The sequence below is a fragment of the Anoxybacillus suryakundensis genome (genome assembly GCF_001418025.1).
Classification (GTDB): Bacteria; Bacillota; Bacilli; order Bacillales; family Anoxybacillaceae; genus Anoxybacillus; species Anoxybacillus tengchongensis.
Genome location: NZ_LIOK01000008.1, coordinates 23,804 through 39,509, shown reverse-complemented (window position 1 = coordinate 39,509; position 15,706 = coordinate 23,804). Strand labels below are relative to the sequence as shown.

The 15,706-nt window shown below is 39.3% G+C and carries 17 protein-coding genes; 4 read left to right on the top strand and 13 right to left on the bottom strand.

Features of this window, described 5'->3' with window-relative positions; all coding sequences use genetic code 11:
• Window positions 1-42: 42 nt before the first annotated feature.
• From ASC42_RS07475 to ASC42_RS07440, 8 genes are all read right to left on the bottom strand, one after another.
• Entirely contained in the window at window positions 43-339 is a 297-nt protein-coding gene (locus ASC42_RS07475; RefSeq protein WP_032101849.1) for a rhodanese-like domain-containing protein, read from the bottom strand.
• A gap of 11 nt (window positions 340-350) precedes the next feature.
• Window positions 351-1,991, bottom strand: coding sequence for a CoA-disulfide reductase (cdr, locus tag ASC42_RS07470; protein WP_055441229.1), 1,641 nt, complete (start codon window positions 1,989-1,991; stop codon window positions 351-353).
• Window positions 1,992-2,063: 72 nt separating this feature from the next.
• Window positions 2,064-2,417, bottom strand: a complete 354-nt coding sequence (locus ASC42_RS07465; RefSeq protein WP_055441228.1) for a rhodanese-like domain-containing protein — start codon at window positions 2,415-2,417, stop codon at window positions 2,064-2,066.
• Window positions 2,418-2,487: 70 nt separating this feature from the next.
• Window positions 2,488-3,636 carry a toxic anion resistance protein gene (locus ASC42_RS07460; protein ID WP_055441227.1) on the bottom strand — a complete coding sequence of 383 codons (1,149 nt, stop codon included), beginning with the start codon at window positions 3,634-3,636 and terminating at the stop codon, window positions 2,488-2,490.
• Window positions 3,620-4,273, bottom strand: coding sequence for a 5-bromo-4-chloroindolyl phosphate hydrolysis family protein (locus tag ASC42_RS07455; protein WP_055441226.1), 654 nt, complete (start codon window positions 4,271-4,273; stop codon window positions 3,620-3,622). Before ASC42_RS07455 ends, ASC42_RS07460 begins: the two co-directional genes overlap by 17 nt.
• A gap of 136 nt (window positions 4,274-4,409) precedes the next feature.
• A complete protein-coding gene (locus ASC42_RS07450; protein WP_055441225.1) occupies window positions 4,410-5,039 on the bottom strand; it encodes a PEGA domain-containing protein in 630 nt (209 codons plus the stop codon).
• Between the two features lie 100 nt (window positions 5,040-5,139).
• The gene (locus tag ASC42_RS07445) at window positions 5,140-5,700 is read right to left on the bottom strand and encodes a histidine phosphatase family protein (protein ID WP_055441224.1); all 561 of its coding nucleotides are present in this window, start codon (window positions 5,698-5,700) and stop codon (window positions 5,140-5,142) included.
• A complete protein-coding gene (locus ASC42_RS07440; protein ID WP_055441223.1) occupies window positions 5,697-6,938 on the bottom strand; it encodes an MDR family MFS transporter in 1,242 nt (413 codons plus the stop codon). Before ASC42_RS07440 ends, ASC42_RS07445 begins: the two co-directional genes overlap by 4 nt.
• A 126-nt stretch (window positions 6,939-7,064) precedes the next feature.
• On the opposite strand from ASC42_RS07440, the gene ASC42_RS14345 reads away from it, so the two are divergent.
• On the top strand, window positions 7,065-7,193 hold the full coding sequence (locus ASC42_RS14345; protein ID WP_006323191.1) for a hypothetical protein: 129 nt from the start codon (window positions 7,065-7,067) through the stop codon (window positions 7,191-7,193).
• Window positions 7,194-7,202: 9 nt separating this feature from the next.
• Here ASC42_RS14345 and ASC42_RS07435 read toward each other — a convergent pair whose 3' ends face one another.
• From ASC42_RS07435 to ASC42_RS07420, 4 genes are read right to left on the bottom strand one after another with little or no spacing between them, the layout of a single operon-like run.
• Window positions 7,203-8,072, bottom strand: a complete 870-nt coding sequence (locus tag ASC42_RS07435; RefSeq protein ID WP_055441222.1) for a metal ABC transporter permease — start codon at window positions 8,070-8,072, stop codon at window positions 7,203-7,205.
• Window positions 8,069-8,968, bottom strand: a complete 900-nt coding sequence (locus ASC42_RS07430) for a metal ABC transporter permease (RefSeq protein WP_055441221.1) — start codon at window positions 8,966-8,968, stop codon at window positions 8,069-8,071. The genes ASC42_RS07435 and ASC42_RS07430 overlap by 4 nt, the downstream gene beginning before the upstream one ends.
• Window positions 8,969-8,975: 7 nt before the next feature.
• Entirely contained in the window at window positions 8,976-9,716 is a 741-nt protein-coding gene (locus ASC42_RS07425; protein WP_055441220.1) for a metal ABC transporter ATP-binding protein, read from the bottom strand.
• Window positions 9,717-9,718: 2 nt separating this feature from the next.
• Window positions 9,719-10,624 (bottom strand): metal ABC transporter solute-binding protein, Zn/Mn family, encoded by a 906-nt coding sequence (locus tag ASC42_RS07420; RefSeq protein WP_055441219.1) that lies wholly within the window; start codon window positions 10,622-10,624, stop codon window positions 9,719-9,721.
• 302 nt (window positions 10,625-10,926) lie between these two features.
• On the opposite strand from ASC42_RS07420, the gene ASC42_RS07415 reads away from it, so the two are divergent.
• Window positions 10,927-12,237, top strand: a complete 1,311-nt coding sequence (locus ASC42_RS07415) for an APC family permease (RefSeq protein ID WP_055441218.1) — start codon at window positions 10,927-10,929, stop codon at window positions 12,235-12,237.
• A gap of 15 nt (window positions 12,238-12,252) precedes the next feature.
• On the opposite strand, the gene ASC42_RS07410 is transcribed toward ASC42_RS07415, so the two are convergent.
• Window positions 12,253-13,221 (bottom strand): YbgA family protein, encoded by a 969-nt coding sequence (locus ASC42_RS07410; RefSeq protein ID WP_055441217.1) that lies wholly within the window; start codon window positions 13,219-13,221, stop codon window positions 12,253-12,255.
• A gap of 360 nt (window positions 13,222-13,581) precedes the next feature.
• On the opposite strand from ASC42_RS07410, the gene ASC42_RS07405 reads away from it, so the two are divergent.
• Both ASC42_RS07405 and ASC42_RS07400 read left to right on the top strand, forming a co-directional pair.
• A complete protein-coding gene (locus tag ASC42_RS07405; protein WP_055441216.1) occupies window positions 13,582-14,946 on the top strand; it encodes a YjiH family protein in 1,365 nt (454 codons plus the stop codon).
• A gap of 96 nt (window positions 14,947-15,042) precedes the next feature.
• Window positions 15,043-15,639, top strand: a complete 597-nt coding sequence (locus tag ASC42_RS07400; protein ID WP_055441215.1) for a nucleotidyl cyclase domain-containing protein — start codon at window positions 15,043-15,045, stop codon at window positions 15,637-15,639.
• Window positions 15,640-15,706 lie beyond the last annotated feature (67 nt).

Genomic DNA, 15,706 nt, shown 5'->3' with positions numbered 1-15,706 from the left:
TTGCCAAGTGCATAAAAAAATAAGACTGGCACATCGCCAGTCTTATTCTACTTCTCCTTCCCAACTCATCATGCCACCTACCATGTTTTTTACACGGAAGCCTCGTTCCGATAGCCATTCGCACGCTAATGCACTTCGACCACCAGAGTGACAAACAACAATGTACGTTTTGTTTGGATCTAGTTCGTTTAGACGAGCAAATAGTTGCCCGAGCGGAATATGGCGTGCGTTTGGAATTTTTCCTGCCGCCACTTCATGCGCTTCCCGAACGTCTAGCACTTCGACATTTGCTTCATGACGCAAGGCATCTGCTTGTGTCGGTAAAATATTTTCAAACATATTTATTCCTCCTACTTTACACTCGAATACAATTTATACCCACCGTCTAAATTTTTTGCTTCAAAGCCATGTTCTTTCAAAATGCGAGTGGCTAAATATCCACGCAAACCGACTTGACATGTAACATAAATCGTTTGATCTTTCGGCAATTCATGAAGGCGATCGCGCAAGTCATCAAGTGGAATGTTGATGCTTCCTGGAATTGCCCCTCTTGTTTCTAATTCTTTTGGCGTACGAACATCAATGAGCAACCCGCCGTTAGCAACGATGTCATTAATTTCATGCCATTGCACCGTTTCTACCATACCATCTAACACGTTTGATGCTACATATCCGGCCATATTGACTGGATCTTTCGCTGATGAAAACGGCGGAGCATAAGCTAATTCTAAGTCTGGTAAATCATATACGGTTAGTCCGCCTTTTATCGCTGTTGCAATAACGTCAATACGTTTGTCCACTCCATCTTGTCCAACCGCTTGCGCCCCATAAATGCGACCTTGACGATCGAAAATTAACTTTAATGTCATTTGCGTTGCACCTGGATAATAGCTTGCATGGCTCATTGGATGAACATGAACAACTTCATAGTCGATGCCGTGGTGCTTTAATATTTTTTCGTTCAATCCTGTGGCTGCTACGGTCATATGAAAGATTTTCGCGATTGACGTACCAAGCGTTCCATTATACTTCACGTCACGACCGTTAATGTAGTCAGCAACAAGGCGACCTTGACGGTTTGCTGGCCATGCGAGCGGAACAAATGTTTCAAATCCATGAATAAAACTTTTTACTTCAATGGCATCACCGATTGCAAAAATATTTGGATCAGACGTTTGTAAATGTTCATTTACTTTAATCGCACCACGAAAACCAAGTTCCAATCCTGCTTCTTTCGCCAACTGACTTTCTGGCTGAACACCAATGGCTAAAATAATCATATCTGTATCGATTGTGCGACCACTTTTTAACACGACGCGCCGTCCTTCGTCTTCAAACGCTTGAACGCCATCTTCTAAAATTAAATCGACACCATGCTCTTTCATGTGTGTATGCACAATCGCTGCCATCTCGTAATCGATCGGTGCCATGACTTGATTCGCCATTTCTACAAGCGTCACATGCACACCGCGCTCGGTTAAGTTCTCAGCCATTTCTACACCGATGAAGCCACCACCAATAACGACAGCACGTTTTGGCTTTTCGCTATCGACGAATGAACGAATACGATCCGTATCTGGCACATTACGCAACGTAAAAAGCGCTTTTGCTTCATCAATACCTGGAATTGGTGGTACAATTGGTTTTGCCCCAGGAGACAAAATAAGAACGTCATAAGGTTGTTCATATTGTTCATTTGTTCGTAAATTTTTTACTGTTACCGTTTTTCGATCACGGTTAATGCTTATCACTTCACTTAAATTACGTACATCAATACGAAACCGTTTTGACATACCATCAACGGTTTGAACAAGCAACTTACTGCGTTCTTGAATGACATCCCCAATGTAATAAGGAAGTCCACAGTTTGCAAATGAAATATATTCGCCACGCTCAAACATAATAATTTCATCTTTTTCGCTTAACCGACGTAATCGCGCTGCGGCGGAAGCTCCACCGGCTACACCACCAACAATGACGATTTTTCTCATCATATATCCCCTCCATATACAAGTACATGTAACCGTATTATAACAAACAATTGCTTCATAAAGTTTGAACAGTTAGTGACATTTTACCATATTTAACTCATGTACATGTTCGTGTTCCTTTATATAATATCCTTGTACTGAAAAATGATAACGTCTAAGTAACCGAATTGCGACATTTTTCTCTAGTTCATTATGAGCAACGACAACAACTTCACGGTGTGGAATGGCTCTATAGTGACGTCTGAAGTAAGCAATTGGAATACGGACCGCTCCTTTGATTTCATCCTTTTCATTGTAGTCACGCACATCGAGCAATGTAACTTGTCCGTCTATACGTAAAGATTGAAGCTTTTTTACTCCCCGAACAGGTACGTAACGATAATATAGTGCATATAACACAAACATCCCGAGAATTGCATAAATCATGTTATTTTACCTCCCTCACAAATCATACCCTAATAGGTATAAAAAAATCAATAAAAAGAGCTGATTTTATTCAGCCCTTTTTTAATATAAGTAACCGTTGTTTTAATTGTTCCTCCATTTCAACAAGCTCTCGTTCCACTTGCTGGCGCTTCATTCGTCCTTCTTGTTGAATTTTTAATGTTTCTTCAAGTGTTGCTAACAAATTTTCTTGCGTTTTCTTTAACGTTTCGATGCTGACGAGCCCCTCTTCATTTTCTTTTGCTGCTTCAATTGTATTGATTTTTAACATTTCTGAGTTGCGTAACAACAATTCGTTCGTCGTTTTTGTTACCGCTTTTTGCGCTTCAACTGCTTTCTTTTGGCGAAGCAACGTTAGTGCGATAACAAGTTGATTTTTCCAAAGTGGAATGGCAGTCAAAATCGACGATTGAATGCGTTCAACTAACGTTTGATTGACGTGTTGGATCAGTCGAATTTGCGGTGCTGTTTGAATCGTAATTTGGCGGCTTAATTTTAAATCATGAATGCGCTTTTCAAGCCGATCAGCAAATTGAATCATATCATTGACTTCTTGCACGTCCATTTGATTTTGTGACTGTAATGCTTTTTTTTCTAACTCCGGAATCGTTTTTGTTCGCAGTTGTTCTAGTTTCACTTCAGCAGCAGCAATGTAAATGTTTAAGGCATCAAAGTATTCTTTATTTTTTTCATATAACGTTTCTAACATCATAATATCGCGAAATAATATTTGACGATGTTTTTCAAGTTGATCAGCGATACGGTCAATTTCGACACCTAATTTTTGATATTTCGACAAAATATGTTGGACAGACTGGGTGACAGATTGAAACATACGTGCCAAAAAACTCTTTTTATTCATCGCAAAATCTTCTACGTTAACTTCTTTCATTTTTGTCATGAGTTCATGAATCACTTCTCCAACAGGCCCAGCATCTTTTTTTTGTACATGATTTAAAATCGAATGAGAAAAGCGCGATAGTTCGGCTTGGGCTGCCACACCGTATTGCAAAATGGCTTGATGGTTGCGTGGATCAATTTGCTCAGCAAGAGCTAACGCTTTTTGCCGATGTTCCTCCTTTAATTGATCGATTAATCGTGGAGATGATGGCTTTTCGCTTACTTCTGTCACTTCGCCAAATGGATTGGCAAGCAACGAATCGATCGAGCTTGTCCAAAGTACTTCATCGTTTTTGTTCATGCTTTTTCTCCTCCATCATTGTTACTGTATGCTTAGTGGATAACGAAAGAGGCTTATCTGCTGTAATCGTATGTTTCATAAGTTTTACTTCCGTTTGTAAATCAAATAAATCTTCTTCAAGCATGTCCAACAGCTGATTTTCTGCTTTCGTAAGTGCAAGATCAAGCGCTTGTTCCGCTTCACCAATCGCTTGCCGAATTTCATCATTTTTCACCGGCTGCCTCATTAAATAAATATACTTATTAATAATTGTAACAATCGAATCTAATGTCGTATTAAAAAATGGCTGCGCGACAGCTAAACGATCCGGTTGTTTTTCAACTATTTCAATCATTTTTTGACAAATGGAGTACAGGCGCGAAAGTTTGGAAAACATCGCAACCGAACGAACTCTCCACAAACTTTGTCCAATTGTCCGCACCTTTTTTTTCGCCTCTTTCAACCGATCATCTTTTGAAGGATAATGTTTCTCCTCTTTTTTCTTCATGTAAAATGAATACATTATTCCTATACTTCCCCCGATCAAAAATGAAATAAGAAATGGCAAGCGAAATGCAAACAATGAAATCAGTGCACTAAATAAACCGACATTCCATGACACAAACCATCGCCATATCGTTCGAATGACCCGTTTCATCGTCGTCCTCCCATCGTCTATGATCCTTTATTTTACTACGATTTCATGCGAAATGGAAACGATGACTATACTACGTACGAGCGAAAGAATATGTTTCGACTTTCATAAAAAAAGACGCAACATGTCGTTGCATCTTTTAGTTCGAATCGAAATGAACGATCCGAATCCGCTCTCCTCCAAAGAGCGATATTTTCTTCGTTTGTTCTCGTTCATCTGTCACCATTTTTACTTCATATAATCCAGGAACATACTCTCCTACTTTCATTAACGATGCATTCGTTTCACCGACGTATGTGTTGTTAATCAAAATACGGGCTCCTTGCTCGTTCGTTTGCACATATACATGGTATAACGCAGGTTCAAATTTGTATGTTCCTTGTGACAATTTCATTAAAAAAATCGGTGGAGTTGACGTTAATCCTTTTATGTAAACTCGATCATCTTTTTGTCGGTCTAACTCTTTTCTTATTTGGTCATAGCCTTCTTGATGTTTACGCAAATACGCAAAAAGCGGTAAAAGCGACGCCTTATTTTCTAATGGAACATCGATGAACTGTTGCAACATATGCATATCTTCTTGGCGCAACGCTACGATGAATTGCTCGATTGCTTTTTGTTCACTCGTCTTTTGTTTTGCCACTACCCATGCACCGACGACACATGTGCTGACAACGAACAATAAACATACAAAAACAAATAGTCGTTTTTGCTTTCGTCGTTCGCCTCGCGTCATCGCCTCTTTTTGCATTCCCCCTTGTTCATTCACACGTATTTCCCCTCTTTTTCTCAATATTTACATGATTATATGTATGAGAAGAAAAGGGAAAATATGAGAAAAAGAAGGGGCTACACAACATATATGTACATCACGGTATGTGCCTTGTCAACGACAACGTCACAGCTTCCCAATACGCCCATTTTTTCTTTTTTGCAAGCCAACCATATCGTCTGAGTTGCCGACTAACAAGCAAATGAAACCAACCATGTCCAATGACGACAACGGTTCCCGTTCGAGCATAGTGGACGAGCTGTTGTGCCGCTTTCATCGCTCGCTGTTTTGTTTTGGTATAAGGCTCCTCTCCATATCCAAAAAACCATAACAAGCGCAACAAAATAAGCCACATCCATAGCGGATATACACCTTTCACCCACTTTGGCGGTTGAGGGAGTGGGGCTTCATTTAGCCATTTGTGCTCCTCAATTGGACTTGCTGGTTGCAATAAAGACGCTGAATGGCGAGCGCGAGCAGGCGAACTAACAAGGACGACAGATACGCATTTTATTTTTTCTTTTGCTTCCGCATACGATAGAGGCTCGTCATAAACGATCGCCTCATCGTATGCTTTTAACCAATTGATTAATTGTTCTCTCGTCATCCATCCGCCTCTTTTACAAACAGGCTTTCCGTGCCGAATAAGAATAATCATGCTTGTTTTTCCTCCATCATTTGAAACATGACAGCATACAACCACGCACTGCATACCGCAAGTAACATTAAAATAAAAAACGTCCAATGATACGCAAATGGCAACGTCAAAACGAGCGGTGCCATCATGCGCCCAAGCGTAAAACGTAAGCTCGCTGCAGCAAAATATTGTCCACGCATATGCTCAGGTGCCAATTTAGCGACAAATGTTTGTTGTAAGCCGACTGTCATTAGCTCGGCAAGTGTAAATACAGCAATTAAAATAACCATAATCCATAACGATGTGGTTTGACCAAAAAGAAAAATAGCAAGTCCGTACAAAAGAGAAGAAAAGACAAATACCCACTTTTCTCTATAGTTTTCCATCCACTTCGTCACAGCTACCGTAAATAAAGCAACAAGCAATCCGTTTTCCGCAATAAGAACACTAAACGCTTTTTCTCCACTTAACGAAAGCGACCAATGCCCAAGGGAAAATAACGTTTGTTTGGACACAACATCTTTAATGTAAACAGGAAGTAAAATATCTAATTGCATAAATGTTTGTGCAACGAGAATACCAGCAACAATGAATAAAAGAAACGTACGGTCTTTTGCAATGAGACGATAATTGTTTAACTGCTCAATAAAAAACGTATACCATGTTCCTGTTGGTTTTCTCCATATTGGTGCAGTTTCATCTAAATAAATAAAAAGAACAATCGCAACGATCGCACAAAACGTTCCTGCAATCAAGAATAAGAAGAAACGATATTGTGGATAAAATATTCCACCAAGTAGTGGTCCGATGACGACCATGACGTTATTCATCGTGTAAAATACAGCAAACACTCGGCTTTGATCTTTTTCCGAAACGACGTCAGCGACCATCGCTTGACTAGCAGGCCAATAAAGCGAGCCACATACGCCTACGAGGGCAAAACAAATAAAACTCATCAACGGTGATGAGAATAACGGTGAATTGAATAGTGCAAATAAGAAAAAAGCAAGTGATTGTCCACATGCTGCAACCACCATCATTTTTTTTCTCCCGAATCGGTCAGCAAAATATCCACCAAGCAAATTAGCAATCACCGAAAATAATTGCGAAATAACAAGCAGTACACCTGTTTTTTCTCTACCGAACATGCTAGAAAAATAAATAGCGATAAAAGGGAATATCATCCAAAATGTAACCCCAACGAATGATTCCCCTATTAAACGAATGCGTAAGTTTCGATCCCAATCTCGTATTCGCATTGTATTCCCCCCTTTTAAGACAACCATTTTGTTATTATACCATTTTCGTACAAAAATTTCGCTAATAAAAAAGATTGACAAAATGACAGAAAAATAAGAAAATAAATTCAAAAGGAAGTGAGCACTATGAAAATAGTGAAAAATGTTATCGTTTCATACGCGACGGTCGTGACCATTATAGCGTTACTTCCTGCTTTTTTAGTTACAAATGATGTAAGTATTATCGATTCATTTCTTTCAGCAATAAAAGACTAAATCTCCTGCCTAGGCAGGAGATTTTTTTAGCCATTTCCGCAACAATCCATGTTTTGGTGCAATCCATAAAGAAACAAAAAAGATGACACCTGTCGCCACTGCAATCGCTCCAGAAATAGAGACATTAAACGCTGTTGCCCCCATGTAACCGATCATTGATGCCAACACACCAATCATTGCACTACATATCAGCATTACGTTTAGCCGATCTGTCCATAAGTATGCCGTTGCACTTGGTACAATAAGCATGGCTACAACTAAAATTGCTCCAACACTATCAAATGAAGCAACGGTCGTCAGCGACAACATCCCCATTAATACGTAATGAATAAACACGACTGGAATCCCAAGCGTTACAGCCATTTCGCTATCAAATGAGCTAATTTTTAACTCTTTATAAGCAAAAACAATGACAAATATATTGATTGCTAAAACAAATCCAAGCAACCAAACGGCTTTCGGACCAATGCTTTTTCCGCCAACTTCAAGCACATCCCACGGCACAAATGCAATCTCCCCCATTAAAGCGTGTTCAACGTCTAAATGGACGCGATCCGCAAATAAGGAAATAAGAACAACCCCAATAGCAAACAAACATGTAAACACAACACCGATAGCAGCATCGCTTTGTACCCCTTTTTGATGCAACAATTGAACGAGAAATGTCGTTAGCAATCCAACAAGCAAGGCACCGATGAGCATAGACACTCCTTGCAGCTGATGGCTCACCATATATGCGCCTACAATCCCTAGCAACACACTATGGCTGATCGCATCAGACAGCATCGACATTTTTCGTAAGACGAGAAATGTACCAACTAATCCACAATTAATTCCGACAAGAGCTGCGGTGAATAAAATCCAAATCGTATAGCTCATGCTTGTTCCCCTCGCTTATATACGAGTTGTTTAGATCGCAACGTTCGTCTTTGAATATAACGACGAATCATTTTGCTGCATAAGCCGCGTTTCGGGGCGAATAAAAACGAGAAAAGAAATAGCATGGTCGCGAAAATAATAACAAGTGGACCGGTTGGCACATAAGCAACTAGACTCGTATATGCCCCAGCAACTCCTGACAAAGCACCAAATACTCCAGCTAACAATGTCATCCACTCGAGCTTTTCTGTCCAATATCTTGCAGCTAACGCTGGCGTAATAAATAGTGCAGACATTAACACAACCCCAACCGCTTGTAAACCAATTACAACAACCGAAACGATTAAAAACATAAGCACACCGTTCAACAGTGACACGGGCACACCGATCCCTTGCGCAAACGTCCGATCAAATGTAATAATTTTAAACTCTTTAAAAAAAATGAGGATCGTGATAATCATAGTTATAGCCGTTACCGTTAACACATTCACATCGCTTCCAGTCAACGACGCCGCTTTTCCAAACAAAAAGTCGTTAATTCCACTTTGATTTCCACCTTCATGTTGATTAATCCACGTTAATAACACAATACCTAAACCAAAAAATACAGATAATACAATGCCGATGGCGGCATCTTCTTTAATGCGCGTATGTTTTACAATAAATTGAATACATACTGTAGCGATATACCCTGAGCAAGCAGCACCTATTAGAAAGACGAGAAGCGATTTTTGTCCGTAGAGAAGAAAAGCGATACAAATACCTGGAAGCGCAGCATGTGCCATCGCATCTCCTATTAAACTTTGTTTCTTCAGCAATGCAAACGTACCAATCATTCCGCTCGCCAATCCAAGCAAAGCCATGCTTGTAAATACCCATTGAACATTGATGTCCATACGCGATTCACCTCACGATATGTGCCGCAGAGAGGAAAGTGACCTTTCCACCATACGTTTTTTGAATATGATCGTACGTAAATACACTTTCCGTCTCGCCAAATGCAATGACGCGTTTATTTAACAATAAAACGTAATCAAAGTAATCTCGCACCGTTTGCAAATCATGATGAACGACTAATACTGTTTTTCCACGCATTTTTAATTCATTTAACAGTTGGACAATCGCTTTTTCTGTTGCGGCATCGACTCCAACAAACGGTTCATCCATAAAATAAACGGATGCATCTTGTGCAAGCGCACGCGCCAAAAATACACGCTGTTGCTGTCCGCCAGATAGTTGGCTAATTTGTCTTTTCGCATATGGTAACATGCCGACTTTGTCTAAACATTGCATAGCGATATCTACATCTTCTTTTCGTGGTCGTTTCCACAATCCAATATGACCGTATCTCCCCATTAATACAACATCAAGGGCATTCGTCGGAAAGTCCCAATCGACAGAATTTCGTTGTGGAACATATCCGACAAGATGACGTTGCTTTTCATACGGCTTACCATATACGAAAACATTTCCATGCATACGCGGAATAAAATTTAACATCGCTTTCATTAACGTTGATTTTCCTGCGCCGTTTGGACCGATAATTCCGACTAACTTCCCTTCTGGAACAGAAAATGATACGTCTTCTAATACAAGTTTTCGATCATATGCAACGGTTACCTGTTCAACAACTAGCGGATTCATCGTCATTCCCCCTTCAATGCTTGTGCAATCGTTTTGACGTTATAACGATACATGCCAATAAACGTTCCTTCTTCTGTTCCTTCTCGTCCAAGGGCATCTGAAAATAGTTCCCCGCCGATCGAAACGTGATGACCACGCTGTTTCGCTCCCTCGACAACCGCTTCAATTGCCTTTTTCGATACACTACTTTCCACAAATACAGCTTGAACATTTCGATCAACAATCATATCGATGAGTTCTTGAATGTCTTTTAATCCATATTCTGCATCTGTACTTAATCCTTGCAAACCAACCACTTCGATATCATATGCACGGCCGAAGTAATGAAAAGCATCATGAGCTGTAATTAAAACGCGCTGTTTTCTCGGAATGGTGTTCATCTCTTTTTTCGCTTCTTCTTTTAATTGCATCAGTTGAGATTCATATGCTGCCGCTCGTTCTTCGTATATTTGTTTATGTTTCGGATCCATTGCACTTAATTCGTCTCCTACCATCTGTACAGCGTAACTCCATAAATCAAGGTCAAACCATATGTGTGGATCATATACTCCATCTATTTCAATTAACTTCTCTTTCGGAATCTCTTCACTTACCGCGACGACTTTTTTCGTTTTTGACATTTTCGTAAATATTTCTCCCAGTTTTCCTTCTAAATGAAGTCCATTGTAAAAAATGATGTCTGCTTGACTTAATTTTTGAATATCTCCTTGCGTTGCTTTATACAAATGAGGATCTACCCCTGGCCCCATTAACGCTGCCACGTGAACATATTCTCCCCCGACATGTTTAACGAGATCAGCTATTTGCCCTGTCGTTGCAACAACATAGATGACATCTTTTTTATTCTCCTTTGTTTCGCATCCAAATAACAATAACAAAGCGGTCCATATGACCATCCACTTTTTCATATGCGTCCTCCTCCAAATTTGCATCAGGATATAAAAGTTTCCTCAATGCAAAAATTAGCGAAAAAAAATTTGTTTACTCGCTCATCATATGCATGAGCATAAAACGACGTGATGTGTGGGATAAGCAAACAATGATGATTCGAGTTAAAAAAGTTTCTTTAAACCAAATTTAGTTTTATCTTATTCTTTTCTTTTCACGATGTCAATATTTTAATTTTCAAAAAAAGAAGTTTTTCTCCATCTCATGCTATAATAGCGATTGTTCGATATAAAAAAACATTTGTCCTTTAGGAGTGAACAGAATGACAAACACACAATTGAAACGAAGCATTGGATTCATTACCGCAACAGCGATCGTCATTGGCACTGTCATCGGTTCTGGGATTTTTATGAAACCTGCGATTGTTATCGGAGCAACGGGCAACTCAACACTTGCTCTTCTCGCTTGGGTCATTGGAGGGATTATTACCTTAGCAAGCGGATTAACGATTGCAGAAGTAAGTGCAAAAATTCCTGAAACAGGCGGGTTGTATGTATATATCGAAAAAGTGTACGGACGGTTTTGGGGCTTTTTATGTGGATGGGTGCAAACGATCATTTACGGTCCTGCCGTCATCGGTGCATTAGGGTTGTATTTTGGTGCGTTATTTGCAGGAATTTTTGCACTGCCAAAGGAAAGTGAACTTTGGATCGGAATCATCGCTGTTTTATTTTTATCTGTCATTAATATGCTCGGCTCACAATTTGGTGGAATCGTCCAAAGCGTGTTAACTGCGGCAAAGCTATTACCTATTTTTCTTATTATTATCTTCGGAGTCGTAAAAGGAAACGTGCCGATCTTCGGTATGGATAGTGGCAGTAGCCAAGCGATCAGCATGGGTGCAGCAGTTTTAGCAACATTGTGGGCCTATGACGGATGGATGAACGTTGGATTTGTTGCTGGTGAAATGAAAAATCCGGCAAAAACGTTACCAAAAGCTATTATCACCGGTATTCTTATTGTCATGTTTGCCTATGTGGCTGTGAATGTTGCATTGCTTCATGTCCTTCGTGCCGATGAAATTGTTGCGCTCGGTCCAAACGCAGCAAGCGAAGCAGCAACCATTTTATTTGGGGCATTCGGCGGAAAATTAATTGCTATTGGTATTTTAATTTCTATTTTCGGCTGCTTAAATGGAAAAGTTCTTACATTTCCTCGCATGCCATTGGCGATGGCAACAGATAGGTTATTTCCGTTTTCCCGTTATTTTTCTCGTATTCATCCAAAGTGGCGCACGCCTGTATTTGCAACGTTAATGCAAATTGCTATTGCGATTGTCATGATGTTACTTGGTAATGCCGATCGCTTAACGGACATTGCTATTTTTAGTGTCTTTTTATTTTACGGCTTTGCTTTTTATGCAGTATTTTTATTACGAAAATCATCACCATCTAACGAACAATTATATCGAGTGCCACTTTATCCATTTACTCCAATCGTTGCTCTTGCCGGCACAGCATATATTATTATGAGTACGGTACTCCACGCACCGCTAGATACGTTTTTATCGATTGTTGTTACGTTATCTGGTATCCCGATATATTATATCATTACAAAAAAGCGACAAGGATAATCCTTCGTCGCTTTTTCAATAATCTCTTCCTTTTCCTGAGTCCGTCACATCAAGTAATGGCTCCGGATAAGGTTGAAAATATCGTTGTTTCAATAAATATTCGTTTTGATAGCGAATCGCCCATGAGCGAATAACTGTTGTTATACTGCTTAACGGCAGCTTGCCTACTCGATATTTTTCTAACAACTCATGAACATACTGTTTTTCCTCACTGCTTAATTCATGTTTAAAGTAACCGATCATATGTTGACAAACATTAATGTTCGAATTTCGGCGTGAGCGCCGCGCAAACAACTCATATAATGTTTGTTCATATTGCAAAAATACCTCTTCTATCGGTAAACGTGCTTGGTTAGCAACAATATTTCCTAATTGTTTCAATTTTTGTTGATGATAAGCCATAAACAAATATTTATGCTCAGCGTGAAATTCAACGAGACGATGGTGTGATTTTGTCTGTTTCACCTCTCGAAACAAAGCAAGTGTAAATAACTTCGTCAAAAAATGCTCTCGAATAACGAAATTCGTTAATCGTCCCTCTTCTTCCACAGCTTTATAGCCAAACATTCGTAATACATGTTCAGCAAACATACCGCTCCCTTTTCCTGCGGCAGGTCCTTTTTGCTTGCTACTGTATATCTTGACGTCTTTTATCCCGCATGACGGTGACCGACTTTTTAAAATAAAGCCATCTACATCTAACAATTGGTTTAAAAACAAAAAAGAAAACTCATTCATTTGCTCGGTAATATCCATTCCAGTTGACGGCTGAACGAGCCGAACATTTTCTCCATCTTTAACGAGTCGGATTGTCTCCCGTGGCGTACCAAGTCCGATTCGCACCTCTGGACATACAGGAACAAATTGAACAAATGGCCATAGTTTGTGGACGACTTCATCATTCAGTTGATCACCATTATATCGACAAGGAGAAAAACCAAGACATTCACTTACAACGACAATTGGTTTCGCATAATGCCACATCGTTTATTCCTCCTCTACACATTTTCGCTTATCATATCGCACAAGCACAAAAAATACACGTTTCAATGCGCTGAGAAAAACAAAAAATTTCGAATTTGAACGTTTATACAAAAAAATGATTGATTATATATCAATTTTGTTTTATTATGCTTTATGTTGCTTATTCTACAATAAAATGATCGTTATTGATGCATATTTTTGTATTTGTATAAAGATCTAGTTTTATATTTATGCACATATGAATATTTGTTTAGATTTCTGAATCATTTTGTTATATTGACTATTTTTATTTTTATATTACGATAGTAGTAATGTTATGTATCCGTTTTCAAAACATAAAATGGAAGGTGGTTTCAGAAGATGAATGTTGCACAAAAACATACTCAACGACGTCGCTTATCTGACGTACTTAAGTTTCTCGTCCCATCGCTTATTGGTGTATTTTTGTTTATGATTCCTGTTCCTTATGAAGGTGAAATGACGATTCCTGTAGCCATTTTAGCAAAATGGGTAGAAGGAAACTTTAGCTCAGCCATTCCAACGATTTCCGTTTTATTTATGTTTATCGCTACCATGGGCACGATCATTGCCAAAATCGCTTATCCTTCTTTCATAATGAACAGCCCATTTCTTCGTCGTTTATTTGATGTCAATGGTCTATTTGTTACCGCTCGCATAGTTGGAACGATTTTAGGAGCGATGACGTTATGGAAAATCGGTCCAGAATGGGTATGGTCAGAAAATACAGGTGCGTTGCTATTGTACAGCTTAATTCCTATTTTGTTTTCTGTCTTTTTGTTTGCTGGCTTGTTTTTGCCTTTACTTTTAGATTTCGGCTTACTCGAATTATGCGGTGCACTTTTGACGAAAATTATGCGCCCGGTATTTAAACTGCCTGGCCGCTCGTCCATTGACTGTATTGCTTCTTGGTTAGGGGATGGAACAATCGGCGTATTGTTAACGAATAAGCAGTATGAAGATGGCTTTTACACAAAGCGGGAAGCGGCAGTAATCGGAACAACCTTTTCTGTTGTATCAATTACATTTAGTATCGTTGTTATCACGTATATGAAACTTGAACATATGTTTGGTGCGTACTATTTTACGATCGTTGTTGCTGGTCTTGTAGCAGCGATCATTATGCCACGCATCCCTCCATTATCAAAAAAGCCAGACACATATTACCATGAACATCACGTACCAGTTGATGAAACAATACCAGCTGGGTACACACCTTTTCAATGGGGATTAAAACAAGCGGTGGAAGTCGCACAAAGCAATAGCAATATGGGAAAGCTATTGAAAAACGGTGTACAAACGGTTATCGATATGTGGTTAGGTGTCTTACCTGTCGTTATGGCCATTGGAACGGTCGCATTAATCATTGCTGAAACAACACCGGTGTTTGAATGGCTTGGTAAACCGTTTGTACCAATCTTGACTCTCCTGCAAGTGCCAGAAGCATCAGCGGCTGCACAAACGATGGTCGTCGGCTTCGCAGATATGTTTTTACCAGCTATTATCGGTAGTGGCATTGAAAGCGAATTTACTCGCTTCGTTATCGCTTGTGTTTCTGTCACACAACTTATTTACATGTCGGAAGTCGGCGGATTGCTACTTGCATCAAAACTACCTATTACATTTAAGGATCTCGTCGTCATTTTTCTTCTCCGCACACTCATTACGTTGCCAATTATCGTTTTTATTGCGCATCTCATTTTTTAACGCAAAAGGGCGGTCATCTCGCCCTTTTTTATTTTTCCTCCATTTGTCCAACCCAATAGCACGATTGTTTCATAATATGGAGAGAGGTGACAATATATGTTTAAAAAACATATAGGAAAAACAATCGGTTTATTCATTAGTCAACTTGTATTATTTTCAGAAGCGATCGCTATGAGTGATACGATTGATGTCACACAATTACGTGGAACGGAATTATATGTTGTCGTCGGTTTTTATGTGTTCCAAACCATTGTAGGTATTTATTTTGGTAATCGTTATGATCGAAAAACTTGCGTCAAAGATTTAATATATCAGTTAAAAAGCAAAGATTTTGCTACAAGTACATTTGAAAAAATCGCTGCGCTCGTTGATCGCGATCCAGATAGTCGCTTAACGATTTACTTACTTCAAACAAAAACAGATAGTCATCCTCAACAACAAACCGCATTTGAACAGCTATTAGTTGAAGAAACTCGAAAAAGCGATATCGTAGCTAAATGGTCAAACGATCAATACTTAATTATCGCTGTCGAAAACGGTGCGAAACCATCTACAATGATTGAGCGGATTAAAAAAAATAGTCCCATATCTTTTCTCGCTGGCTATGCCACATATCCAGTCGAAGGAGAACAATTGCAACAGCTTTTACAAGTGGCAAAAGAGCGTATGTATGCTACACGTACGACAAAATAAGCTAATGCTGAAAATGTTTTGTCGACTTTGTCGAATCGTTGACGTTAAAGGTTAAAGGCATTTCCAC